The organism is Streptomyces roseochromogenus subsp. oscitans DS 12.976, assembly GCF_000497445.1.
Taxonomy (GTDB): Bacteria; Actinomycetota; Actinomycetes; order Streptomycetales; family Streptomycetaceae; genus Streptomyces; species Streptomyces oscitans.
In genome coordinates, this window is the sequence record NZ_CM002285.1 from 7,713,983 (window position 1) to 7,737,500 (window position 23,518).

The following is a 23,518-nucleotide window of genomic DNA, read 5'->3' on the forward strand; positions in this document are numbered from 1 at the left end:
TGTCGAAGGAGACCGATGGTGGAAGCCGTGCAGGATGCGGGAGTGGTCGTCACGGGGGCGGGCGGGGGGATCGGGGCCGCGTTGGCCCGGCGGTTCGCCGCCGCAGGGGCGCGGGTCGTCGTCAATGACCTGGATGCCGAGAAGGCGAAGGCGGTGGCCGAGGAGATCGGCGGGATCGCCGTGCCCGGTGACGCCTCCGCGATCGTCGGCGATGCCCGGGAAGCGCTGGGCGGCACCGTCGACGTGTACTGCGCGAACGCCGGCGTCGCCTTCGAGGACGCAGGCGCGGGCGGGCCGCTCGACGAGAAGTCCTGGGCGGTGTCGTGGGACGTGAACGTCATGGCGCATGTCCGGGCGGCGCACGAGCTGCTGCCGGGGTGGCTGGAGCGCGGCGCCGGGCGGTTCGTGTCCACCGTGTCGGCCGCCGGGCTGCTCACCATGATCGGCGCCCCCTCCTACAGCGTCACCAAGCACGGCGCCTACGCCTTCGCCGAGTGGCTGTCGCTCACGTACCGCCACCGGGGTCTGAAGGTGCACGCGATCTGTCCGCAGGGCGTGCGCACGGACATGCTGGCCGCGACCGGCAGCGCCGGTGAGCTGGTGCTCCAGTCGACCGCGATCGAGCCGGAGGCCGTCGCCGAGGCGCTGTTCCGGGGCATCGAGGAGGACCGCTTCCTGATCCTGCCGCACCCCGAGGTGGCCGAGTACTACCAGGCGCGGGCCGCCGATCCGGGCCGCTGGCTGAGCGGTATGAACCACATCCAGCGCAAGTGGGAGGAGGCCCGGTGAGCGCTTCCGGCTACGCGGACCGCCCCTGGCTGGCGCTGCTCAACGACGCCCAGCGCGGTCCGGTCGAGCCCGCGGACTCCCTGGTGCACGCGTTGCGCGCCGCCGTCGCCGAGGCGCCCGAGCGCACCTTCCTCGGCTACTTCGACGCCCGGCTGAGCTATCGCGAGGTGGACGAGCTGAGCGACTCGGTCGCCGCCCATCTCGCCGCGCGCGGGCTGGAGCGCGACGACCGGGTGGCCGTGCTGCTGCAGAACTCCCCGCACTTCGTGCTCGCCGTCCTCGGGGCCTGGAAGGCGGGCGCGACCGTCGTCCCGGTCAACCCCATGTACAAGTCGGGAGAGGTGGGGCACATCCTGCGGGACGGCGAGGTGGCCGCTCTGATCTGCTCCGACCGGGCCTGGGAGTCGTATCTCAGGGACACCGCCGCCGACTCGCCGGTGCGGATCGTGCTCACCGGGTGCGAGTTGGATTTCCAGACCCGCAACGACGCGCGCGTGCTCGGATTCGAGCGGCTGCCCCAGGCGCCGGACGCCGACGACCTGGTCACCGTGGCCCGGCGGGGCGGTACGGCGCCCGAGGGCCGCGAGCCGCGCCCGGACGACATCGCGCTGATCAGCTACACCTCGGGTACGAGCGGCACGCCCAAGGGCGCCACCAACACCCACGGCAACATCATGCACAACGCCGAGCGGCAGCGGACCGGGCTCGCGCTGCCCGAGGCGCCCGTGTACTACGCGCTCGCGCCGCTGTTCCACATCACCGGCATGGTCTGCCAGTTCGGCGCCTGCCTGAACAGCGCCGGCACCCTGGTGCTCGCCTACCGCTTCGAGCCCGGACTCGTCCTGGAGGCCTTCGCCGAACACCGTCCGCACTACACGGTCGGCCCGTCCACCGCCTACATGGCACTGGCCGCCCACCCGGACGCCACCCCCGAGCACTTCGCCTCCTTCGTGAACCTGTCCTCCGGCGGCGCGCCCGTGCCGCCGGCCCTGGTGGAGAAGTTCCGCGGGCTCTTCGGGCCGTACATCCGCGTCGGCTACGGCCTCACCGAGTGCTCCGGCCCGTGCGCCGCCGTCCCGCCCGGCCTGGAGGCACCCGTGGACCCCGTCTCCGGGACGCTGTCGGTGGGTGTGCCCGGCGCCGACACGCTCGTGCGGATCGTGGACGAGCGGGGCGCGGAGGTGCCGTTCGGGGAGCAGGGCGAGATCGTCGTACGGGGCCCGCAGGTGATCCCCGGCTACTGGCGGCGCCCGGACGCCACCGCCGAGACCTTCCCCGACGGCGAGCTGCGCACCGGCGACATCGGCTTCATGGACGCCCGGGGCTGGCTGTACGTCGTCGACCGCAAGAAGGACATGATCAACGCGTCCGGCTTCAAGGTGTGGCCCCGTGAGGTCGAGGACGTGCTGTACACCCACCCGGCGGTGCGCGAGGCGGCCGTCGTCGGCGTTCCCGACGGCTATCGCGGCGAGACGGTCAAGGCCTTCATCAGCCTGCGTCCGGGCGCCGATGCGGACCCGGACGAACTCGCGGTGTACTGCAAGGAGAGACTGGCCGCCTACAAATACCCGCGTCAGGTGGAGATCCTGCCGGACCTGCCCAAGACGGTGAGTGGCAAGATCCTCCGTCGGGAACTGCGTTCCCGGACCGACGACAACTAGCGACAGGACCGAAAGGCAGGTGGCGGCAGTGCCCAGGACGACGGACGGAGACGGTACGCCCGTCCCGCAGCGGCTCTTGGCCGCCGCCACCCGGCTCTTCGCCGAGCAGGGTTACGACCGCACCTCCGTGCAGGAGATCGTGGAGGCGGCCGGCGTCACCAAGGGGGCGCTGTACCACTACTTCGGCTCCAAGGACGACCTCCTGCACGAGGTGTACGCGCGCGTGCTGCGCGTCCAGATGGAGCGGCTCGATCACTTCGCGGACATGGACGCGCCGGTCGAGCAGCGGCTGCGGGGCGCTGCGGCGGACGTGGTCGTCACGACGATCGAGAACCTCGACGACGCGATGATCTTCTTCCGCTCGATGCACCATCTCAGCCCGGAGAAGAACAAGCAGGTCCGCGCCGAGCGCCGGCGCTACCACGAACGGTTCCGCGCGCTCATCGAGGAGGGCCAGAAGGAGGGCGTCTTCTCCACGGCGACCCCGGCCGACCTGGTCGTGGACTACCACTTCGGCTCCGTCCACCACCTGTCGACCTGGTACCGCCCCGACGGCCCCCTCACCCCGCAGCAGGTCGCCGACCACCTCGCCGACCTGCTGCTGCGGGCCCTGCGCCCGTGAGGTGACAGCGCGAGCAACTCCCGGAGTCGTGGAGCGAGGCGATTCGGTCCTGCCCCGCAACTCCGGGTGGTCGCATGTCTGCAGTGCGGCTCAGATGTACTTCTTCAACTCCCGCCGCGCCAGCGACCGCTGGTGCACCTCGTCCGGGCCGTCGGCCAGCATCAGGGTGCGGGCGCTCGCGTACAGCTCGGCCAGGGGGAAGTCCTGGCTGACGCCGCCCGCGCCGTGCAGCTGGATGGCGCGGTCCAGGATGCCGACCACCGCGCGCGGGGTGGCGATCTTGATGGCCTGGATCTCCGTGTGGGCGCCCCTGTTGCCGACGGTGTCCATCAGCCAGGCCGTCTTCAGCACCAGCAGCCGCAGCTGCTCGACGGTGACCCGGGCGTCGGCGATCCAGTTCTGGACGACACCCTGCTGGGCCAGCGCCTTGCCGAACGCCGTACGGGACACCGCCCGGCGGCACATCAGCTCGATCGCCCGCTCGGCCATGCCGATCAGCCGCATGCAGTGGTGGATCCGGCCGGGGCCGAGCCGGGCCTGGGCGATGGCGAAGCCGCCGCCCTCCTCGCCGATCAGGTTCGACACCGGCACGCGCGCGTGGTCGAAGATCACCTCGGCGTGGCCGCCGTGGGAGTGGTCCTCGTACCCGAAGACCTGCATCGCGCGCTTGATGGTCACGCCCGGCGTGTCGCGCGGGACCAGGACCATCGACTGCTGCCGGCGGATGTCGGCGCCGTCCGGGTCCGTCTTGCCCATCACGATGAAGATCTTGCAGTCCGGGTTCATCGCGCCGGAGATGTACCACTTGCGGCCGGTGATGACGTACTCGTCGCCCTCGCGTTCTATGTGCGTGGTGATGTTCGTGGCGTCCGAGGAGGCCACCTCCGGCTCGGTCATCGCGAACGCCGAGCGGATCTCACCGGCCAGCAGCGGCTCCAGCCACTGCTTCTTCTGCCGCTCGTCGCCGAACTGCGCCAGCACCTCCATGTTCCCGGTGTCGGGCGCGGCGCAGTTCGTCGCGGTGGGCGCGAGATGCGGGGAGCGGCCGGTGATCTCGGCGAGCGGCGCGTACTGCAGGTTCGTCAGCCCGGCGCCGTACTCGGCGTCGGGCAGGAACAGGTTCCACAGGCCCTGCTCACGGGCCTCGGCCTTGAGTTCCTCGACCACGGCCGGGGTGTCCCACGGGGAGGCCAGCGCGGCCCGCTGCTCCTCGGCCACCGGCTCGGCCGGGTAGACGTACTCGTCCATGAAGGCGAGCAGCTTGGTGCGCAGCTCCTCGGTGCGCGCGTCGAACGCGAAGTCCATCTCTGGATCAGCCTTCCTGAAGAACGGTCAGTCCGTGGTCGATGAAGACGGGTACGAGATCGCCGATCCGGTCGAAGCCGCGCCCGACCGTCTGGCCCAGCGTGTACCGGTAGTGGATGCCCTCCAGGATCACGGCGAGCTTGAACCAGGCGAACGCCGTGTACCAGGAGACGTCGGACACGTCGCGCCCCGAGCGCGCGGCGTACCGCTCGATCAGCTCCTGCGGGGAGGGGTGTCCCGGGGCCTCGGCGGTGGTGGATACGGGGGAGTCCGCCATGCCCAGCGGCTGGCTGTACATCACCAGCAGGCCCAGGTCGGTGAGCGGATCGCCGAGGGTGGACATCTCCCAGTCGAGGATCGCCTTGATCTGGTCGTCCTCGCCGATGAGCACGTTGTCCAGCCGGTAGTCGCCGTGGACGACGGCGGGCGCGGGGGAGGCGGGCAGGGCGCGTCCGAGAGCCGCGTGCAGCTCGTCGATGCCGGCCAGCTCGCGGTTGCGGGAGGCGTCCAGCTGCTTGCCCCAGCGGCGCAGCTGCCGGTCCAGGAAGCCCTCGGGCCGGCCGAAGTCCGCGAGGCCCACCTCGGCGGGATCCACCGCGTGCAGCTCGACCAGCGTGTCCACCAGGGACAGCACCGCGTTCCGGGTGCGCTCCGCACCGAGCGGGGTGAGCTGCTGGGCGGTGCGGTACGGGGTGCCCTCGACGAACTCCATGACGTAGAACGGCGCCCCGAGCACCTCTTCGTCCTCACACAGCCACACGGGGCGGGGGACCGGCACCCGCGTCGGGTGCAGGGCGCTGATCACACGGTGTTCGCGCTTCATGTCGTGCGCGGTGGCCAGCACATGGCCGAGTGGGGGCCGTCGTACGACCCACCGCGCGGTGCCGTCGGACACCGCGTAGGTGAGGTTCGACCGTCCGCCCTCGATCAGCCGGCCGGAGAGGGGGCCGGTCACCAGACCGGGGCGCTCGCGGTCGAGCAGGGCGCGCAGCCGGTCCAGGTCGAGTCCGGGCGGGTGGTCGGCGCTCATACATGACTCCTACGAACGGGTGAACAGGACCCATTCATGATGCCGACCAGTCGGTATGTCGTCCAGTGCGTATGCCGGACACAAGGCCAAACGTGACCGGAGCCACGAGAGGCCGAAGGGGTGGTTCAGTGGTCGTCCCAGTGGTCCCCGTGCTCGGCGTGCCGGTGCCCGTCGTGCAGATAGTCGACATGGTCGCCGTGCCGCACCTGTGCGTGCCCGCACTCGTCATGATGTACATGCTCATGACCCTCGTGGACGGCGTGCCCGGCCGGCTCGCACTCGTCCCAGTGTCCCTCGTGCTCCCGGTGCAGATGCCCGTCGTGCGCGTAGTCCAGATGGTCGCCGTGCCGCACGGCGCAGTGCCCGCAGCCCGGACCGTGGTGGTGCGTGTCGTGTCCGGTGTGTTCCAGATGAAGGGTGGTCATGGTGCTCACCTTCGGATGGGGGTTCTGACGCCGCACAGGTTACGCGCGATCCGCATATATATGGTCAAATCGCCCGCGTGGCGCACGCTAAACGACCAGGATCACGGCGCACACCACCAGGCCCACCGCGTAGAGCACCGCCGCCGTCGCATGGCGGGGGGCCAGCGCGGCCGGCCGGGGAACGGCGGCGAGGGCGCGGATCCGGCGGTGGGCCACCCCGAGGAAGCCCAGGAAGAGCAGACAGCACAGCGCGCAGGCGGCGACGCCGGCGGCCGAGGCGCCACCGTGCAGAGCGGTCCGGACGGCGAGTACGGCGGCCGCGGCGGCCGACAGGGTCGTACGCCGCCAGGCCAGCCGGGTGCGCTCCGGTTGCAGCCCCGGATCGCGCCCGGCCGCGCTCACCCCGCCCATCCGGCCAGCACCACCACGACCATCACCACGGCCACGACCGCGATGACCAGGCTCAGCAGTGCCGGGAACCGCGACGCCGGCAGGTCCTCGCCGCGCCGCATCGCCCGCTCGCAACGCACCCAGTGGTTCACCGCACGCAGGGAGCACAGCACACCGGCGCCCAGGAGTGCCAGCGCGAGCCCGACCCGCCAGGCCCACGGCAGCGCCGGCAGGAACTGGTCCACCGCGAATCCACCGCCGATCAGCGCGAGCGCGGTCCGCAGCCAGGCCAGAAAGGTGCGCTCGTTGGCCAGCGAGAACCGGTAGTCGGGCGTGCCGCCCTCGTCCCGCACCAGCTCCGGCGCGAACCACAGCCGGATGTTCCGTACGAATTCGCTCACACGGCCGACCCTACCGGCGTCTCACCGGCCGTCCCGGAACGCCTTCAGCCGCTCGTACGCCGCCAGCCCGTCCGGCACCCACTCCCATGTGCCGAGCCGCCGCTCGACCTCGTCCTCGGCCAGGAAGTCGTACCACTGGACCTCCTCCGCCTGAGGCCGTACGGGCAGGTCGCAGCGCACCTCGTACACCGCCGACCACCAGCTGTTCCCGGCCCTGTCGTCGTACAGGAACTTGAACAGGTGCGCCGGCCGGGGCAGGCCCGTCACCCCCAGCTCCTCCTCGGCCTCCCGCAGCGCGGCCTCGTCGTAGGACTCACCCGCCCCGACGACCCCGCCGACGAACATGTCGTACAGGGCCGGGAAGACCAGCTTGATGGCCGTGCGCCGGTGCACGAAGAGCCGGCCGGCCCCGTCCCGGGCCTGGATGAACACGCAGCGGTGGCGCAGCCCGCGGGCGTACACCTCGCCGCGCGGGTACTGGGCGACGACCTGGTCGTTCTCGTCGACGACGTCGAGGATCTCGTCAGCAGGGTTCATGCCCCCATCCAAGCAGGGTGCCCCGGCCGGGCCGGAGGCTCAGCGGCGCTGGAGGTCCCGGGCCGACGGCTCCGCCTCGGCCGTGCCGCACGGCATCGCCGGATGCAGCCCGAGCAGCACGATGCCCGCGACCACGGCCGCGAGCCCGGCCGCCTCCCAGGCCAGCGCCCCGGTATCGGTGCGCAGCCGGTCGCCGAGGAAGCCGACGCCGCACAGGATCCCGGCGAGCGGCTCGGCGGCGGTCAGCGCGGGCAGCGACATGCGCAGCGGCGCCGTCTCGAACGCGCTCTGCACCAGAAGCAGCCCGGTGGCCCCGCACACCAGCACGCCGTACGGCTGCCAGCCGGTGAACAGCTCGGTGAAGCCGCCTTCGGAGAACCGGGTGCCGCTCACCCGGGTCAGCGCGTCCTGCACGCCGTACAGCAGCCCGGCCGCCGTGGCCAGTAACACCGGGCCCCAGCTCAGCCGGGAGCGCTTGCCGTACGTCGTGAGCACCAGGGCCGCGCCGACCATCGCGCCGATGATCAGCCAGTGCCGCAGGGGATCGGAGACGGCGTGGCCGGCGCCTGGTTCGCCCGCCGTGATGAACGCGCTCACCCCGCCCGCGAGCAGCAGCAGCCCCGCCCAGCCCTGACGGCCCAGGGGCTGCTTGGTCTGGTACCGGGAGAGGGCGAGCGCGAACAGGAGGTTGGTCGCGAGCAGCGGTTCGACCAGGGAGATCTCGCCCTTGCCGAGGGCGCTCGCGCCGAGCACCATGCCGGCGATCATCAGGCCGAGCCCGCCCAGCCAGCGCGGCACCCGCATCAGGTCCAGCAGCAGCCGGAAGGACAGGAAGTCGCTGAGCGGTGCCTTCTGTGCGGCGTTCTGCTGGAGCACGAACCCGAAGCCCAGACAGCAGGCCGCACTCACGGCGAGAAGGAGAACCAGAACGGACACGCTGCGTACCTCGATCATCCGGCCGGACCACGGGCGCGTAGTGGCCGACTGTAGCGCTCCCGGGTCGCCATTGACCCGGAAGTACGCGGAACAGGGCAGTTGACTCGCCATGCTCCGTGGCCCGGCCGTCCGGCGCCATGGCGTAGGCCACAGCCGTGCACCGGGCACCCCCGTCCGCGTACCGGCGTACCTGGACGGAGTTCTCCAAGTTCCCTGTGAACAACGGTAGTTGAACCCAGTATCAGCACCGTTCCGCTTGACGCGATCCATGGCTGAGGGTTTGCTGTGCGTGATCGGTCGATGGCAGCCCGAGAAACAGGAAGTCCCGCGGTGCCCCCTCTCCCACCCCTGCTCGGCGCACGCCCGGCCGCCACGGCCCCGTCCGGCGACACCGCCCCGGACGGCTCCGGCGCCTTCGATGACGCCTTCGACGACGCCTTCGACGACGCCGAACTGCGCGCCGCACGCGCCACGCTGGCACAGGGCCGACGGCAGGCCGCTCGCTCCCTGCTGCTGCACACGGGTGACGACTGGGACCGCCGCGGCCACCGCCTGACCGTGCTCGCTCAGGAGCCGTACGCCGCGGCCTGGGCGAGCGACTGGCTGCAGGCCGAACCCGGCTCCGCCGACGCCGCCACGCTCTACGCCCTCGCCCAGGTCCAGCGCGCCCTGCGCGGCAAGGAGGACCCCGGCCTGGCCCGCGAGGCCTGCGCCAGTGCCGCCGCGCACGCCCCCGCCGACCCCACCCCCTGGCTGGGACTGCTCCGGCTGGCCCGCACTCTCGGCCCCGAGCACGAGGTCCTCGGCGCCTTCGCCGAGCTGCGCCGCCGCCACCCCGAACACCATCACGCCCACCATCTGCTGCTCGCCCGTCTCGCCGAACGGCCCGCCGGCGGCCGGGCGGCAGAGGACCACGAGGTGTACGACCTCGCCGAGCTGGCCGCCGCCGAGGCCCCGGCCGACTCCCCGCTCGCCGTGCTGCCGGTCGTCGCCTACGCCGAGCGCTACCGGGTCCTCGCCGCCACCGGACTCGCCCCCGCCGATCCCGCCGCCTCCGGGCACTGGTCCGGCCCCAGGGCCCGCCGGATCCTGCGCGCCGCCTTCGACTGGTGGCTGGAGTGGGAGCACGACGAACACCCCCGCCATCACCTCGACCTCAACCACCTCGCCTTCGCGCTGTCCTGCGCAGGCCGCCCCGCCGAGGCGGCGGCCCTGTTCCAGCGCATCGGCCGGCACGCCACCCCGGCACCCTGGTCCTACGCACACCGCGACCCACGGACGGCCTTCCGGGAGGCCCGCGCCCGCGCGCTGAACGGCACGGCCCACTGAGCCGTACTGCTCTCCGAGACCCGCGTAAGAAGTGATTACGGAAGTCTGACCGCAGACCCGATCCCCTGGCCCTACCAGGCCCCGAGTGCTCGAATGAATACGTGAACTCTGAACAATCCGAGGAACAGGACGGCAAACCCGTCGGCCGCCGCGTCTTCCTCGGCACGCTCGGCCTGGGCGCGCTCGGCGTCGTCACCGCGCCTGTGCTGCAGCGCGGCCTGGAGGGCTTCCTCGGCAGCGTCGCAGGCAAGGACCCCACGGGTCTGACCGGCCTGCTGCCCAACGGCGGCGGCTTCCGCTACTACTCCGTCGCCGCGTCGGTGCCCCACAAGAACGCCACGGACTACCAGCTGAAGATCGACGGCCTGGTCGACCGGCCGCGCACCTACACCCTCGCCGATCTGCGCGCCCTGCCGCAGACCCGGCTGGTCAAGGACGTCCAGTGCGTGACCGGCTGGCGCGTCCCCGGCACCCCTTTCCAGGGCGTACGCCTCTCCCACCTGCTGGACCTGGCCGGGGTTCGCGGCACCGCGAAGGCGATCAGCTTCACCTGCTTCGACGGCACCTACACCGAGAGCCTCACCCTCGACCAGGCCCGCCGCCCGGACATCCTGGTGGCCCTGCGCATGCAGGACAAGGACATCTCCTACGAACACGGCGGCCCGGTGCGCCTCTATGTCGCCCCCATGTACTTCTACAAGTCGGCCAAGTGGCTCTCCGGGATCACGGTCACCGACCGGGTCGAGCCCGGCTACTGGGAAAACCTCGGTTACGACGTCGACGCCTGGGTCGGCAAGTCGAATGGACGCACCGATGTCCCTACGAGCTGACACCCCGGCCCCGCCCAGCGCCCGTGTCCACCGCTTCAGCCGGGCCGAACGCTGGGTGCACCGCACCACGGCCGCGCTGATGGGCGTCTGCGTGGCCACGGCGGCCGTCCTCTACATCCCCCAGCTGGCGGTCATGCTCGGACGCCGGGAACTGGTCGTCCGCATCCACGAGTGCGCCGGGCTCGCGCTCCCCGTCCCGGTCCTGCTGGGCCTCGCTTCCCGCGCCTTCCGCGCCGACCTGCGCTACCTCAACCGCTTCGGCCCGCACGACCGGCTCTGGCTGCGCGCCGCGCTGGTCCGCGACAAGCGCTGCTCGTCCCGCCCCGCGGGCAAGTTCAACGCCGGACAGAAGATCTACGCCGCCTGGATCGCCGGTGCCACGCTGGTCATGCTCGGCACCGGCCTGCTGATGTGGTTCACCCATCTCGCCCCGCTGATGTGGCGCACCTCGGCGACCTTCGTCCACGACTGGCTCGCCCTCACGATCGGCGTGGTCCTGGCAGGCCACATCGGCATGGCACTCGGCGACCCGGAGGCGAGACGGGGCCTGCGCACGGGGAAGGTGAGCAGGGAGTGGGCGGACCGGGAACACCCCTTGTGGCGTCCCTGATCCCGGTCGGACATCCCGGTCAGAACTCCAGCAGCACCTTGCAGGACCGCCCCCGGTCAGCGGCCAGCTCGAACCCCGACTCGGCCTCCCGTACGGGAACCACGGCACTGATCAGCCCGTCGAACTCCCCCCGCGCGGCGAGCAGTTCCAGCGCGTCGTCGAACTCCGCGCCGAACCGGAACGCTCCGCGCAGCTCGATCTCCCGGCTCACCACGCGATGTCCGGCGAACGGCGAGAGCCCCGGCGGGAGCATCCCGAGCTGGACGACCACACCGCCGCGCCGCACCCGCCGCAGACACGTGTCCAGCCCGGCCGCGACCCCCGACGCCTCGACGGCCACGTCGACCTCCTCGGGCCACCCGGCATCACCCGGATCATCGGCCCGTACGAGCGTGTCGGCCCCGGTGACGGCCGCGTACCCGAGGGCCTCGGGCACCAGGTCGGTCACCGTCACCCGTGCCGCGCCGGCCGCCTTCGCCGCCGCGACCACCAGACACCCGATCGGCCCCGCCCCGGTCACCAGCACACGCCGGCCGGAGACGTCCCCGGCCCGCCGCACCGCGTGCAGCGCCACCGACAGCGGCTCTGTGAGCGCGGCCCGCCGCAGCCCGAGACCGCCGGGCAGCGCCCGCAGCTGTCCCGCCGGTACGGCGATGTGGGAGGCGAACCCGCCCTGGACATGCGGAAAGCGCGCCGCGCTGCCCAGATACCGGCTGTCCCGGCACACGTTCGCGCGCCCGTCGGCGCACTCCGGGCAGCGCCCGCACGGGGTGGCGGGGTGCACGGCGACCGGAGTACCCGGCACGGGACCCGCGGCCCCGGCGCCGTAGGACACCACCGTGCCCGCCACCTCGTGCCCGAGCACCATCGGCTCCCGGAGCCGGAAGTCCCCGACCTCGCCGAGCCGCCAGTAGTGCAGATCCGACCCGCAGATCCCGCCGTAGCGGACGGCCACCAGGGCCTCGCCCGGCCCGGGTTCGGGTACCGGCAGCTCCGTCACGCGCAGATCGCCCGCGCCGTGGATCACACAACCCAGCATTCCCGTAGCTCCTTTCAGAGCACGCTCGTCATGCCGCCGTCGACGTACAGGATCTGCCCGCCCACGAAGTCCGCCGCGGGCGAGGCGAGGAAGAGCAGGGCGCCGACCAGGTCCTCGGTGCGGCCCCAGCGGCCGGCCGGGGTGCGCCGGCGGACCCAGGCGCTGAACTCCTCGTCCGCCACCAGCGGCCGGGTCAGCTCGGTCTCGATGTAGCCGGGGCCGAGCCCGTTGACCTGGACGCCGTACGGCCCCCAGTCCGCGCACATGCCCTTCGTGAGCATCTTGAGCGCGCCCTTGGCGGCGGCGTAGGGCGCGATGCCCGGCCGGACGACCTCGCTCTGCAGCGAGCAGATGTTGACGATCTTGCCGTGGCCGCGCTCGGTCATCCGCCGGGCCGCCTCCCGGCCGACCAGGAACGCGCTGGTGAGGTTGGTGTCCAGGATCCGGTGCCAGTCGGCGTCGGCGAACTCCAGCAAGGGGGCGCGCAGTTGTATGCCCGCGTTGTTCACCAGGATGTCGAGCGGGCCGACCCGCTCCTCGACGGCGGCGATCCCGTTGGCGACCGCGGCGGCGTCGGTCACGTCGAACACTGCCGTGTGGATCCGGTCCCCGGGGAGTTGCGCGGCCGCGTCGGCCAGCCGGTCGCCGTCACGTCCGTTGAGGACCACCGTGCAGCCGGCCTCGGCCAGGCCCCGGGCCAGCGCGTGGCCGATGCCCCGGCTGGAGCCGGTGACCAGGGCCGTACGGCCGCTGATGTCGAAGAGCGGGTGACTCATCCCCGTACCCCTACAGGATCAGTGAGAGGAGCAGGACCAGGCCGCCGGCGACCACCGACAGGATCGTCTCCATGATCGACCAGGTCTTGACGGTCTGCCCGACGCTCAGCCCGAAGTACTCCTTCACCAGCCAGAAGCCGGCGTCGTTGACGAAGCTGAAGAAGAGCGAGCCGGCGCCGATCGCCAGGACGAGCAGGGCGGTGTGGGTGGTCGACGTGCCGACCGCGAGCGGCGCGACCAGACCGGCCGCCGAGACCGTCGCCACCGTCGCCGAGCCGGTCGCCAGCCGGATCACCACGGCGATCAGCCAGGCGAGCAGCACCGCCGGGATCGACCAGTTCTTGGAGATGTCCAGGATCATCTGGCCCACCCCGGAGTCGATCAGGGTCTGCTTGAAGCCGCCCCCCGCGCCGACGATCAGCAGGATGCCGGCGATCGGCATCAGACCCTTCTCCACGGTCTGCTGGAGCCGCTCCTTGCCGAACCCGGCGGGCCGGCCCAGCGTGAAGAAGCCGGTGATCACCGAGGCGAGCAGCGCGATCAGCGGGGAGCCGATGACGTCGAAGACCCGCTGGGTGCGGTTCGCCGGGTCGTCGACGACGATGTCCACCAGGGCCTTGGCCAGCATCAGCACCACCGGCAGCAGCACGGTGGCGAGCGTCGCGCCGAAGCCCGGACGGCGCCCTAGCTCCTCGGAGGTGCGCTGCGGCAGCATCCGGTCGGGGGCCGGGACGTCCACCCAGCGGGCCGCGGCCTTCGAGAACAGCGGACCGGCGACGATCACCGTCGGGATCGCGACCAGGATGCCGAGCGCCAGCGTCACGCCCAGGTTGGCCTTGAGCGCGTCTATCGCGACGAGCGGGCCGGGATGCGGCGGGATCAGGCCGTGCATCACGGACAGGCCGGCGAGGGCCGGGACGCCGATACGCATCAGGGAGTAGTTGCCGCGCTTGGCGACCATCAGCACGACCGGGATCAGCAGCACGATGCCGACCTCGAAGAACAGCGGCAGGCCGATCACCGAGGCGATCAGCACCATCGCCCACGGCATCGCCCGGCCACCGGCCTTGGCGAGGATCGTGTCGACGATCTGGTCGGCGCCGCCGGAGTCGGCGAGCAGCTTGCCCAGGACCGCCCCGAGCGCGATCAGGACGCCGACGCCGGCCACCGTGGCGCCGAGCCCGGTGGTGAAGCTGGTGATCGCCTTGTCGAGCGGTGCCCCGGCGGCCGCCCCGAGCGCCAGTGACCCGATGGTCAGCGCCAGGAAGGCATGGAGCTTGAACTGGGTGATGAGCAGGACGATCACGGCGATGCCCACCAGGACGGCGATGCCCAGCTGGGCGTGTCCGGCGGAGGTGATCGGCGGAGGCGCGTCCGCTGCCAGCATCTCGACGCTGAGTCTGGTCACGGGGGTTCCCTTGCGGTTACGGGGACGAGGGGAGGGGAGTGCTACTCGGTGGTGTCGGGAAGCGTGTCTGGAAGCGCCTCAAGTGCCTTCACGGCGCGTTCGGTGATCTCCTCGGGGCTGCCGCCGACGTCCACGGCGACTCCCGCCTCGTCCGCCTGAAGGGGCTGCAACGTGGCGAACTGGGAGTCCAGCAGCGCGGTCGGCATGAAGTGCCCCTGCCGGTCGGACATCCGGTCCTCGATGACCTTCCGGTCGCCGGTGAGGTGCACGAACACGATTCCGGGGGCGGCGGCCCTGAGCCGGTCGCGGTACGACCGCTTCAGCGCCGAGCTGCTGACCACCCCGCCCCGCCCGGCCCGCCCGTGCGCCCAGTGACCGATGGCGTCCAGCCAGGGCCGGCGGTCGCTGTCGTCGAGCGGGATCCCGGCCGACATCTTGTCGATGTTGGCCTGCGGGTGGAAGTCGTCGCCCTCGGCGTACGGGACGCCCAGCCGCGCGGCGAGCAGGGGACCGATCGTGGTCTTGCCCGTCCCCGCGACGCCCATCACGACGACGACCTGGGGGGTTCGCATGAACTGCCTCGCTGTCTTCCTCGACATCCGACGCCCCATCGGCGTCGCCACACTGAAACCCATTAGGTACGACGAATTCAAGGGTCTGTGACATATAAGTCTGACTTTTTGTGGCCTTGATCCACGCCGTACGCTGAGTGCATGACCACACCGGGCCGGGGGCTGCACGGCCGTGTACTGGACACCCTCGGCCCCGCGATCACCGCTGGCGAGTACCCGCCGGGCAGCGTGCTGCGCACCGACGAACTCGCCCAGCACTTCGAGGTCTCACGCTCCGTGATGCGTGAGGCGGTCCGTGTGCTGGAGTCCATGCACCTGGTCGAGTCCCGTCGCCGGGTGGGCGTGACGGTCCGTCCCAAGGCCGAGTGGAACGTCTACGACCCGCAGGTCATCCGCTGGCGCCTCGCGGGCGCCGACCGCCCCCGCCAGCTGCGCTCGCTTACCGTGCTGCGCTCGGCGGTCGAACCGGTCGCGGCCGGCCTCGCCGCCAAGCACGCCACGGCCGAGCAGTGCGCCGAACTCACCGAGTGCGCGCTCGGCATGGTGGCCAACTCACGCGGCCACAAGCTGGAGGCGTACCTGATCCACGACATCGCCTTCCACCGGGTCATCCTGAACGCCTCGGGCAACGAGATGTTCGCCAGGCTCGGCGACGTCGTCGCGGAGGTCCTGGTCGGCCGCACCCATCACGAGGTCATGTTCGAGGACCCCGACCCGGCGGCGGTCACCCTGCATGTGCAGGTCGCGGAGGCCGTCCGCGCGGGCGACGCGATCCGCGCCGAACAGCTGACCAGGGAGATCACCGAGGGCGCGCTCCACGAACTGGACATCCTGGCGCCCTGAGTCGACGTGCGTCAGTCGAGGAAGTCCCCGTCCACGTACACCCACGCCCCCTCCACCCGCTCGAAGCGGCTGCGCTCGTGCAGTGAACCGCCCCGGTAGGAGGCGCGGAAAGTCACCGTGCCCGTGGTGTGGAAGGCGGATCCGCCGGCGGTGTCCAGGATCTCCAGCCCCGTCCACCTCATCCGCGCGTCGAGTTCCAGATCCTCGGGCCGGGTCCGCGGATGCCAGGTACGCAGCAGATACCCCGCGTTCCCCGTCACGAACGCGCTGTACCGGGACCGCATCAGCAGCTCGGCGGTCGGCGCGCTCGCGGATCCCGCGTGGAAACGGCCACAGCAGGCGTCGTAGGGCCGGGGGAGTCCGCAGGGGCAGGCGCGCGAGGTCATGGGCCCATTCTGCCCGCAGCAGGGGAGGCGTCCGCCTCGGGCCGGATGCACAGTGGAAGGGCAGCGCAGCACAGTGAGGAGGAACGGCCATGACCCGACCCGTGAGGAGCCGTCCTCCGGCCGTCAAGGAGTGGCGGCTGAACCTGTATCTCTCCGAGCACGACCCGGACACCACCGCCCGGATCGTCCTCGACACCGGGGACAACGTGCTGGAGAGCCACGCCGAGGCCCGCCGCAGCCCGTACGACCCCGACGTACCGGAGATCGGCGACGAACTCGCGGCCGGGCGGGCGCTCATCGCCATGGGCCGGATCCTGCTGCGCGCCGCCGACGGGGACATGAAGGCGGTGGGATCGAACGAGACGGACGGCCCGTCGCCCCTGTGGCCGACGGAGGAATGACCCCGGCCGGGAATGGCCGGGAATGGCCGGAAATGGCCAGGAAGGACGCCCCTCACCTTCCCTTGCGCAGGAACGTGCGCAGCCGGGTCAGCGGCCAGGTGTTGATCACGTCGTCCCGGGTGAGCCAGCCGCGCTGCGCCGTGCCGACGCCGTAGCGCAGCTGCGCCAGGTGCGGTACGGCGTGGGCGTCGGTGTTCACGGCGAACTTCACACCGTGCTCCCTGGCCCGCAGGATGTCCTCGTCGCACAGGTCGAGGCGGTCCGGCTGGGCGTTGACCTCCAGCGCGGTGCCGGTGCGCGCACACACCGCGAACACCTCGTCCCAGTCGGCGTCGACGCCCGCCCGCTTGCCGATCAGCCGGGTCGTCGGGTGCCCGAGGACGTTGACGTACGGGTTCTCGCAGGCCCGCACCAGCCGCCGGGTCATCGCCTTGCGGCCCAGGTCGAAGTGCGAGTGCAGGGAGGCCACGCACAGATCGAAGCCGGCCAGGAACTCCTCCGGCCAGTCCACCCCGCCGTCCGGGTCGATGTTGAGCTCCGTGCCGTGCAGCAGCCGCATCCTGTGCTGCGTGCCGTCCAGCTCCCGCAGCCGCTCCCGCTGGGCGAGGATCTTCTCGTCGGTCATGCGCTGCATGTACAGGTTGGGCGCGTGGTCCGTCACCGCGTAGTACTTGTAGCCGCGCTCGGCGGCCGCCGCCACCATCTCCTCCAGTGGGGCGAGGCCGTCCGTGAGATCGGTGTGGGTGTGCAGGTCACCGCGGATGTCCCGCTCGGTCACCACCTCCGGCAGCTCGCCGTGCAGGGCCGCCTCGATCTCGCCGCGGTCCTCCCGCAGCGTCGGCGCGATCCACGGCAGCCCGAGCCGGGCGTACACCTCCTCCTCGGTACGGGAGGCCAGCGAGTCCCCGCTCTCGGTGTCGAACAGGCCGTACTCGGAGAGCTTCAGCCCCTGGTGCACCGCGATGGTGCGGGTACGGATGTTGTGCGCCTTCGAGCCGGTGAAGTACTGCATCGCGGCACCCCACGACTCCGGCGGCACCACCCGCAGGTCCACCTGGAGCCCCTTCGCGGTGCGCACCGACGTCTTCTTCGTGCCCCGCGCGATGACCTCCGCGGTGGCGGGCAGCTCGCACAGCGCCGCCATGAACGGATCGGACCGCTTCGCCGCGACCAGGACGTCCAGATCCCCGACGGTCTCCCGCATCCGGCGCAGCGAGCCGGCATAGGCACAGCGCGTGCAGCCGGTCACCCCGGACAGCTCGGCGACGATCTCCTCGGCGGTGTCCAGCGCCAGCGACAGCGGCACCCGGGCGCCCGCCTGCTGCAGCAGCTCGATGCCGTGCCGGATGTTGTCCTGCGTCTTCTCGCCGAAGCCCTTCAGATCGGCCAGCGCGTCCGCCTCGATCGCCGCGGCCAGCTCACTGACCGAGGAGATGCGCAGGTCCTCGTAGAGCCGTAGCGCCTTCTTCGGGCCCAGACCCGGGATGGTGATCAGCTCCCGGACCCCGGCCGGGATCTTCGCCCGGCGCTCCTCGACCACCGCCATCTTGCCCGTGCGCAGGTACTCGATCACCTTGTCGGCGATCGACCGGCCCACGTTCGGGATCTCCTTCAGGCCGTCCTCGTCCAGCTTGGCGATGTCGGCCGGATAGCCGCCGATGGCACGCGCCGCCTTCTCGTAGGCGCGCGCCTTGAAGGCGTCGCCTCCCGTGATGGCGATGAGGTCCGCGTACTCCTGCAGGAGCGCCTCGACCTCGTCATTGGGCCGGGCCACCCTTCAAGTCTAGGGAACTTCCCTCCGCATCGGCAGCGGCGGCAGCTTCGCCCCGTACACCCACGCCTCGAACAGCCCGTCCAGCGGCTCGTCCGTGAACCGGGCCACATGCCGGGTGAACGCCGCCGTCGTCACCGACCCGTTCCGGTGCAGCCGCACCCAGCCGCGCAGCATGCGGAAGAACGCGTCGTCGCCCAGCGCGCAGCGCACCGCGTGCACGGTCAGGCCGCCGCGCTCGTAGAGCCGGTCGTCGAACATCGACCGGCGCCCCGGATCTGCCAGCCGCAGATCCTGCGGCAGCCCGGCCAGCAACCGGTGTGCGGCGGCAGCGAGTTGCTGGGCGCTGCGGCCGCCCGAGCGCTCGGACCACAGCCACTCCGCGTACTTGGCGAAGCCCTCGTTCAGCCAGATCTGCCGCCAGTCGGCTATGGACACACAGTTGCCGAACCACTGGTGCGCCAGCTCGTGCGCCACCAGCCGCTCCGAACCCCGGGCGCCGTCCACGTGGTTGGAGCCGAACAGCGACAACCCCTGTGCCTCGACCGGCACATCGAGCTCCTCGTCGGTCACCGCGACCGCGTACTCCTCGAACGGGTACGGCCCGAACAGCTCCTGGAACAGCTCCATCATCGCCGGCTGCCGCGCGAAGTCCCGGGAGAACTCGGGCAGCAGCTGCGCCGGGATGTGCCCGTGCTGCGGCACCCCGCCCGGCCCCGGGTCGCCCAGCAGCACCGTCTGGAACTTGCCGATCGCCAGCCCGACGAGATAGCTGGACGTCGGCGCGGACTGCTCGTACACCCAGGTGGTCGTCGACGCCTTCGTCGTCCGGGTCAGCAGCCGCCCGCCCGACACCACCGCGTACGCCGACGGCGTGGTGACCGAGATCAGATACGACGCCTTGTCGGCGGGGCGGTCGTTGCACGGGTACCAGGACGGCGCCCCGACCGGCTGGCTCGCCACCAGCGCCCCGTCCGCCAGCTCCTCCCAGCCGATCCCGCCCCAGGGGCTGGCCACCGGCTTCGGATTCCCGGACCAGTGCACCTCGACGGTGAAGGCGGCTCCGGCCCGCAGCGGCTTCGCCGGCTTCACCCGCAGCCTGCCGCCCCGGTGCGTGTAGTGCGGCTGGCGGCCGTCCACCCGGATCCGGCCGATCTTGAAGTCGGCCAGATCGAGCTGGAATTCGGTGAGCGGCGCCCGCCCGGCGATGGCGTTGATCCGGGCGCTCCCGGACAGCCGGTTCGGGCCGGGCCGGTAGTCCAGCGTGAGCTCATAGCGATGCACCCGGTACCGGGGATCGCCATTGTCCGGGAAGTACGGGTCCGGGCCGGCCGACTGCTGAACTGCCACTGCTGTGTCTGCTCCCTGCGCTGTGCCACCACTCCGTGCCGATGCCCCACCCGAGACATTCTTCGCCTCCGGCGCGCCCCTTCGGCGGGCGGACCCGGGCGGCGCGCTCAGGAACGCCACGCCTCGATCGGGTTGCCGAGCCAGCGGCTGTCGTCCGGGACGGACTCCGCGGCCATGACGAGCGACGCGGGACCCAGGGTCGCACCGGCCCCGACCGTGCTGCCGGGCAGCACGATCCCGCCAGGGCCCAGCGTGGCGCCCGCACGGAGGACCACAGTATCCGTCCGCAAGATCCGGTCGTGGAAGAGGTGCGTCTGCAGGACGCAGCCACGGTTCACGGTCGCGGCGTCCTCCAGGGTCACCAGGTCCGTCTCCGGCAGCCAGTAGCTCTCCACCCACACGCCCTTGCCGATGCGCGCGCCGAGCCCGCGCAGCCACGCCGTCAGCACCGGCGTCCCCGGCACCGCTCCGGCCAGCCACGGCACCGCCAGCACCTCGACGAACGTGTCCGCCAGCTCGCCCCGCCACACGAAGGAACTCCACAGTGGATGCTCCCCGGCCCGGTGCCGCCCCACGAGCAGCCACTTCGCCAGGACCGAGACGACCGCCGCGGCCACACCCGCCCCGAGCAGCACCCCACCCGACAGCGCCCAGGCCCACGGGCCCAGCGCACACAGTGTCGCCACCGTCGCCGCGGCCAGCGCGGCCGAGCACAGCACCGGCACGATCCGGCACAGCTCCACCAGCCCGCGCGCCCACAGCAGCCGGGCCGGCGGGTCGTACGTACGGCTCTGATCCCCGTCGGCGGCACTGCGCGGCAGCTTCACCGGCGGCAGCCCCAGATACGAGGTGCCCTTCTTCGCCTTCTTCGGCGTCGCCGACAGCACACCGACCAGACCGCCGTCCGGCACCCGCCGCCCCGGCGCGGTCATCCCCGAGTTCCCGAGGAACGCCCGCCGCCCGATCTGCGCACGCCCGATCCGCATCCACCCGCCGCCCAGCTCGTACGGCGCCGTCAGCGTGTCGTCCGCGAGGAACGCCCCCTCGCCCACCGTGGTCAGGCTCGGCAGCGCGAGCACGGTCGACACCTCGGCGCCCCGCCCGATCCGCATCCCCAGCAGCCGCAGCCACACCGGCGTGACCAGCCCGGCGTACAGCGGGAACAGGGTCTCGCGGGACCGGTCCATCAACTGGGTCACGGTCCACGCCTGCCAGCCGACCCGGCTGTGCGTCGGATGCGTGCCCTCGCGCAGCCCCAGGCTGAGCACCCGTACGGCGACCAGGATCAGCAGCGCGTACGCCAGCCCGTAGGCCAGCGTGGCCGGGACCAGCCCCAGCACGGCCCCGCGCAGAGCCGGGCCGAGGGAGGCACCGGGCGCCACGAAGACCCGGGCGACCAGCAGCGCGGCCCCGCCCGCGAGCAGCGGCAGCGCGCTCAGCGCGAGACCGGTGATGCCGTACATGACCCGCCAGTACGTGCCCCGCTGCGGGCGCTCCTTGGGCCAGTTGCGCTTGGCCTTGCCCAGCTTGACCGCGGGCGCGCCCGCCCACCGCTGACCGGTCGGGATCTGCCCGCTGACCGCCGAGCCGGGGGCCACCTCGGCCCGCTTGCCGACCCGCGCGCCCGGGAACAGCATGCTGCGGGTGCCGACGACGGCATGCGCGCCGACCTTGACCGTGCCGATCTCCAGCCGGTCGCCGTCCAGCCAGTATCCGGACAGATCGACCTCGGACTCCACGGCCGCACCCCGGCCCACCCTGAGCATCCCGGTGACCGGCGGCAGCGAGTGCAGGTCCACCTCGGGCCCGATCTTGGCGCCCAGCGCCCGCGCGTACCGCTCCAGCCAGGATCCGGTCAGCGTGGTGGCCCCACTGAATTCGGCCAGCCGCTCGGCCGCCCACAGCCGCAGATGCACGCTCCCGCCCCGCGGATACCGCCCGGGAACGAGGCCTCGCAGCAACAGCCGCGCCCCGCCCGCCGCCACGGCGATCCGGCCGGGCGGGGTGAACAACAGCAGCGCACCGGCCACGAGCAGCCACCAGGGGGCGGTAGGCAGCCAGACGTAGCCGGGCAGCAGGTTCCCCACGGCGGCCAGGACGAGCGTCCAGCGCAGCCCGAGCAGCGTGACCAGCGGGACGAGCAGCAGGAGCTGGACGGCCTGGGCGCGGACCGGGACCGGCGCGACCGTCCGCCGCGCGCCGTCGTCCTGCGTGGACTCCTCCAGCCGCCGGGCCAGCTTGCGCAGCACCGGCTGCTGGTAGATGTCGAGGACGGCGGCGCTCGGGTAGCGGGTACGCAGCCGGGTGGTGAGCTGGGCGGCCGCCAGACTGCCGCCGCCGATCGCGAAGAAGTCGTCGGAGGCGCCGCTCACCGGGATGCCCAGGACCTCCGCCCACTGCTCGGCGAGCCAGGCCTCGGTGCCGTACAGATCGGCCTTGGGCGTCTGAACGCCCTCCAGCGGCCAGGGCAGGGCGCCCCGGTCCACCTTCCCGGACGTCCGGGTCGGCAGCTCGGAGACGGGCGCGAGCAGCGGCACCAGCGCGGCGGGCAGCGCGGCCCGCAGCTTCTCGACGGCGGCCGCGTGATCCCAGCCGTCCTGGGTGACGACATAGCCGACGAGCAGCTGATTGCCGCTGCGGGCGGTACGCACGGCGGCCGCGGCCCCGGCCACTCCGGGCAGCGCCTGCAGCGCGGCGTCCACCTCGCCCAGCTCGATCCGCCGCCCGCCGAGCTTGATCTGCTCGTCGGCCCGCCCCAGGAAGATCAGCCCTTCGGGGTCGGCCTTGACCAGGTCACCGCTCCGATAGGCCCGCTCCCAGCCGAGGGACTCCAGCGGCGCGTACTTCTCCGCGTCCTTCTCGGCGTCGAGATACCGCGCGAGCCCGACCCCGCCGATCACCAGCTGCCCGCTGCCGCCCATGGCCACCGGCTCACCGGCGTCATCGACGACGGCCAGCTCCCACCCGTTCAGCGGCAGCCCGATCCTGACGGGCTCCTCGCCGGTCATCAGCGCGGCACAGGCCACCACGGTCGCCTCGGTCGGCCCGTAGGTGTTCCACACCTCGCGCCCCTCGGTGACCAGCCGCTGCGCTAGCTCGGGCGGGCAGGCCTCGCCGCCGAAGATCAGCAGCCGTACGTCGTTGAGGGTCTCCGGCTCCCACAGCGCGGCCAGCGTCGGCACCGTCGACACGACGGTGATCTCCTGCTCGACCAGCCAGGGCCCGAGATCGGCACCGCTCCTGACCTGCGACCGCGGCACCGGCACCAGACAGGCGCCGTACCGCCAGGCCAGCCACATCTCCTCGCAGGACGCGTCGAAGGCGACGGACAGCCCCGCCATGACCCGGTCACCGGGCCCGATCGGCTCCTCCGTGAGGAACAGGGCCGCCTCGGCATCCACGAAGGCGGCGGCGCTGCGGTGCGTGACGGCGACGCCCTTGGGCTTGCCGGTGGACCCGGAGGTGAAGATGATCCAGGCGTCGTGCTCGGCACCGGGCCGCGCGGCGGGAGAGCCGGGGGCGCCCTGCGAGGTTGAGCCGGGGATGCCCTGTGCGGTGGAGCCGGGGGCGGCCTGCACGGTGGGGCCGGGGGCACCCTGCGCGTCAGTGCCGTGGTCGGCGACGGCGTCCCCGGCGACGGTGATGGCGTGCCCGGCGCCGATGACGGCCCGCACCCCGGCCTCCCCGAAGACCAGCTCGGCCCGCTCGTCCGGGTCCTCGGCGTCGACGGGGACATAGGCGGCACCGGCGGCGAGGACGGCGAGGATCGCGATGTACAGCTCATTGGTCCCCGAGGGCACCCGCACCCCGACCCGGTCCCCGAGCCCGACCCCTTCGCCCGAGAGCCGCCGGCGCAGCCGCTCCACCTCGACGGCCAGCGCACGGTAGGTGAGACATGCCGCACCGTCGTCCAGGGCGGGCTCGTCCGGATGGGACCGCACGGTCGCGTCGAAGAGGTCGACCAGGGTGCGCGGCGAGGCCGCGGGCGCCGCGGAGAACCGCGCCCGGTCGCCGAACTGCGTGCGGATCTCTTCGTCGAGCAGGCCGAGAGCGCTGTGCTCGTCTATGGCTGCCATCAGGTCCTCACGTCGGTCCGGCTGAAGTCAC

23 protein-coding genes are annotated in these 23,518 nt (G+C 72.1%); 8 read left to right on the top strand and 15 right to left on the bottom strand.

All coding sequences use genetic code 11. The annotated features are described in order from the left end of the window. Window positions 1–15 precede the first annotated feature (15 nt). The 3 genes from M878_RS82980 to M878_RS82990 are packed head-to-tail and all read left to right on the top strand — an operon-like array spanning window position 16 to window position 3,072. Window positions 16–789: an SDR family oxidoreductase gene (locus M878_RS82980; RefSeq protein WP_023551876.1), complete on the top strand. Its 774-nt coding sequence runs from the start codon at window positions 16–18 to the stop codon at window positions 787–789. Beyond that, complete coding sequence (locus tag M878_RS82985; RefSeq protein ID WP_023551877.1) at window positions 786–2,450, top strand: class I adenylate-forming enzyme family protein; 1,665 nt, start codon at window positions 786–788, stop codon at window positions 2,448–2,450. Before M878_RS82980 ends, M878_RS82985 begins: the two co-directional genes overlap by 4 nt. Window positions 2,451–2,478: 28 nt before the next feature. Beyond that, window positions 2,479–3,072, top strand: coding sequence for a TetR/AcrR family transcriptional regulator (locus M878_RS82990; protein WP_031226599.1), 594 nt, complete (start codon window positions 2,479–2,481; stop codon window positions 3,070–3,072). Window positions 3,073–3,162: 90 nt separating this feature from the next. Here the strand turns inward: M878_RS82990 and M878_RS82995 are convergent, their stop codons facing one another. From M878_RS82995 to M878_RS83025, 7 genes are all read right to left on the bottom strand, one after another. Beyond that, entirely contained in the window at window positions 3,163–4,377 is a 1,215-nt protein-coding gene (locus M878_RS82995; RefSeq protein ID WP_023551879.1) for an acyl-CoA dehydrogenase family protein, read from the bottom strand. Between the two features lie 7 nt (window positions 4,378–4,384). Continuing rightward, window positions 4,385–5,407 carry a phosphotransferase family protein gene (locus tag M878_RS83000; protein ID WP_023551880.1) on the bottom strand — a complete coding sequence of 341 codons (1,023 nt, stop codon included), beginning with the start codon at window positions 5,405–5,407 and terminating at the stop codon, window positions 4,385–4,387. Between the two features lie 125 nt (window positions 5,408–5,532). After that, window positions 5,533–5,832, bottom strand: coding sequence for a hypothetical protein (locus M878_RS83005; RefSeq protein ID WP_023551881.1), 300 nt, complete (start codon window positions 5,830–5,832; stop codon window positions 5,533–5,535). 87 nt (window positions 5,833–5,919) lie between these two features. Continuing rightward, window positions 5,920–6,243 carry a DUF202 domain-containing protein gene (locus M878_RS83010; RefSeq protein WP_023551882.1) on the bottom strand — a complete coding sequence of 108 codons (324 nt, stop codon included), beginning with the start codon at window positions 6,241–6,243 and terminating at the stop codon, window positions 5,920–5,922. Next, window positions 6,231–6,623 (bottom strand): YidH family protein, encoded by a 393-nt coding sequence (locus M878_RS83015; RefSeq protein ID WP_023551883.1) that lies wholly within the window; start codon window positions 6,621–6,623, stop codon window positions 6,231–6,233. The genes M878_RS83010 and M878_RS83015 overlap by 13 nt, the downstream gene beginning before the upstream one ends. A gap of 21 nt (window positions 6,624–6,644) precedes the next feature. Further along, complete coding sequence (locus M878_RS83020; RefSeq protein ID WP_023551884.1) at window positions 6,645–7,160, bottom strand: NUDIX domain-containing protein; 516 nt, start codon at window positions 7,158–7,160, stop codon at window positions 6,645–6,647. A 39-nt stretch (window positions 7,161–7,199) separates the two neighbouring features. After that, window positions 7,200–8,096, bottom strand: a complete 897-nt coding sequence (locus M878_RS83025) for a DMT family transporter (RefSeq protein ID WP_051430324.1) — start codon at window positions 8,094–8,096, stop codon at window positions 7,200–7,202. 330 nt (window positions 8,097–8,426) lie between these two features. Here M878_RS83025 and M878_RS83030 point away from each other — a divergent pair, with 330 nt between their 5' ends. From M878_RS83030 to M878_RS83040, 3 genes are all read left to right on the top strand, one after another. Further along, window positions 8,427–9,425 (top strand): hypothetical protein, encoded by a 999-nt coding sequence (locus M878_RS83030; RefSeq protein WP_023551886.1) that lies wholly within the window; start codon window positions 8,427–8,429, stop codon window positions 9,423–9,425. Window positions 9,426–9,526: 101 nt separating this feature from the next. Next, on the top strand, window positions 9,527–10,255 hold the full coding sequence (locus tag M878_RS83035; protein WP_023551887.1) for a molybdopterin-dependent oxidoreductase: 729 nt from the start codon (window positions 9,527–9,529) through the stop codon (window positions 10,253–10,255). Next, on the top strand, window positions 10,239–10,865 hold the full coding sequence (locus tag M878_RS83040) for a cytochrome b/b6 domain-containing protein (RefSeq protein WP_023551888.1): 627 nt from the start codon (window positions 10,239–10,241) through the stop codon (window positions 10,863–10,865). Before M878_RS83035 ends, M878_RS83040 begins: the two co-directional genes overlap by 17 nt. 19 nt (window positions 10,866–10,884) lie before the next feature. Here the strand turns inward: M878_RS83040 and M878_RS83045 are convergent, their stop codons facing one another. The 4 genes from M878_RS83045 to M878_RS83060 are packed head-to-tail and all read right to left on the bottom strand — an operon-like array spanning window position 10,885 to window position 14,660. Next, window positions 10,885–11,904, bottom strand: coding sequence for an L-idonate 5-dehydrogenase (locus M878_RS83045; protein ID WP_023551889.1), 1,020 nt, complete (start codon window positions 11,902–11,904; stop codon window positions 10,885–10,887). Window positions 11,905–11,918: 14 nt separating this feature from the next. Continuing rightward, a complete protein-coding gene (locus M878_RS83050) occupies window positions 11,919–12,680 on the bottom strand; it encodes an SDR family oxidoreductase (protein ID WP_023551890.1) in 762 nt (253 codons plus the stop codon). Window positions 12,681–12,690: 10 nt separating this feature from the next. Then, window positions 12,691–14,088, bottom strand: a complete 1,398-nt coding sequence (locus tag M878_RS83055) for a GntP family permease (protein WP_023551891.1) — start codon at window positions 14,086–14,088, stop codon at window positions 12,691–12,693. A gap of 41 nt (window positions 14,089–14,129) precedes the next feature. After that, window positions 14,130–14,660, bottom strand: coding sequence for a gluconokinase (locus M878_RS83060; protein WP_023551892.1), 531 nt, complete (start codon window positions 14,658–14,660; stop codon window positions 14,130–14,132). A 141-nt stretch (window positions 14,661–14,801) separates the two neighbouring features. On the opposite strand from M878_RS83060, the gene M878_RS83065 reads away from it, so the two are divergent. After that, on the top strand, window positions 14,802–15,503 hold the full coding sequence (locus tag M878_RS83065) for a FadR/GntR family transcriptional regulator (protein WP_023551893.1): 702 nt from the start codon (window positions 14,802–14,804) through the stop codon (window positions 15,501–15,503). 11 nt (window positions 15,504–15,514) lie between these two features. Here M878_RS83065 and M878_RS83070 read toward each other — a convergent pair whose 3' ends face one another. Continuing rightward, window positions 15,515–15,889, bottom strand: coding sequence for a YchJ family protein (locus M878_RS83070; protein ID WP_023551894.1), 375 nt, complete (start codon window positions 15,887–15,889; stop codon window positions 15,515–15,517). A gap of 89 nt (window positions 15,890–15,978) precedes the next feature. On the opposite strand from M878_RS83070, the gene M878_RS83075 reads away from it, so the two are divergent. Beyond that, entirely contained in the window at window positions 15,979–16,290 is a 312-nt protein-coding gene (locus M878_RS83075; protein WP_023551895.1) for a dsRBD fold-containing protein, read from the top strand. Between the two features lie 52 nt (window positions 16,291–16,342). Here the strand turns inward: M878_RS83075 and polX are convergent, their stop codons facing one another. The 3 genes from polX to M878_RS83090 form a co-directional block, all read right to left on the bottom strand. Further along, window positions 16,343–18,064 (bottom strand): DNA polymerase/3'-5' exonuclease PolX, encoded by a 1,722-nt coding sequence (gene polX, locus M878_RS83080; protein ID WP_023551896.1) that lies wholly within the window; start codon window positions 18,062–18,064, stop codon window positions 16,343–16,345. Window positions 18,065–18,073: 9 nt separating this feature from the next. Further along, on the bottom strand, window positions 18,074–19,411 hold the full coding sequence (locus tag M878_RS83085; RefSeq protein WP_023551897.1) for a M1 family metallopeptidase: 1,338 nt from the start codon (window positions 19,409–19,411) through the stop codon (window positions 18,074–18,076). 107 nt (window positions 19,412–19,518) lie between these two features. Next, entirely contained in the window at window positions 19,519–23,487 is a 3,969-nt protein-coding gene (locus M878_RS83090) for a Pls/PosA family non-ribosomal peptide synthetase (protein WP_023551898.1), read from the bottom strand. Window positions 23,488–23,518 lie beyond the last annotated feature (31 nt).

Coding starts and splice junctions, on each gene's coding strand:
- M878_RS82980 (WP_023551876.1), top strand. CDS start 16: ATGGTGGAAGCCGTGCAGGATGCGGGAGTGGTCGTCACGGGGGCGGGC.
- M878_RS82995 (WP_023551879.1), bottom strand. CDS start 4,377: ATGGACTTCGCGTTCGACGCGCGCACCGAGGAGCTGCGCACCAAGCTG.
- M878_RS83000 (WP_023551880.1), bottom strand. CDS start 5,407: ATGAGCGCCGACCACCCGCCCGGACTCGACCTGGACCGGCTGCGCGCC.
- M878_RS83005 (WP_023551881.1), bottom strand. CDS start 5,832: ATGACCACCCTTCATCTGGAACACACCGGACACGACACGCACCACCAC.
- M878_RS83010 (WP_023551882.1), bottom strand. CDS start 6,243: ATGGGCGGGGTGAGCGCGGCCGGGCGCGATCCGGGGCTGCAACCGGAG.
- M878_RS83020 (WP_023551884.1), bottom strand. CDS start 7,160: ATGAACCCTGCTGACGAGATCCTCGACGTCGTCGACGAGAACGACCAG.
- M878_RS83040 (WP_023551888.1), top strand. CDS start 10,239: ATGTCCCTACGAGCTGACACCCCGGCCCCGCCCAGCGCCCGTGTCCAC.
- M878_RS83045 (WP_023551889.1), bottom strand. CDS start 11,904: ATGCTGGGTTGTGTGATCCACGGCGCGGGCGATCTGCGCGTGACGGAG.
- M878_RS83050 (WP_023551890.1), bottom strand. CDS start 12,680: ATGAGTCACCCGCTCTTCGACATCAGCGGCCGTACGGCCCTGGTCACC.
- M878_RS83060 (WP_023551892.1), bottom strand. CDS start 14,660: ATGCGAACCCCCCAGGTCGTCGTCGTGATGGGCGTCGCGGGGACGGGC.
- M878_RS83065 (WP_023551893.1), top strand. CDS start 14,802: ATGACCACACCGGGCCGGGGGCTGCACGGCCGTGTACTGGACACCCTC.
- M878_RS83070 (WP_023551894.1), bottom strand. CDS start 15,889: ATGACCTCGCGCGCCTGCCCCTGCGGACTCCCCCGGCCCTACGACGCC.
- M878_RS83075 (WP_023551895.1), top strand. CDS start 15,979: ATGACCCGACCCGTGAGGAGCCGTCCTCCGGCCGTCAAGGAGTGGCGG.
- M878_RS83090 (WP_023551898.1), bottom strand. CDS start 23,487: ATGGCAGCCATAGACGAGCACAGCGCTCTCGGCCTGCTCGACGAAGAG.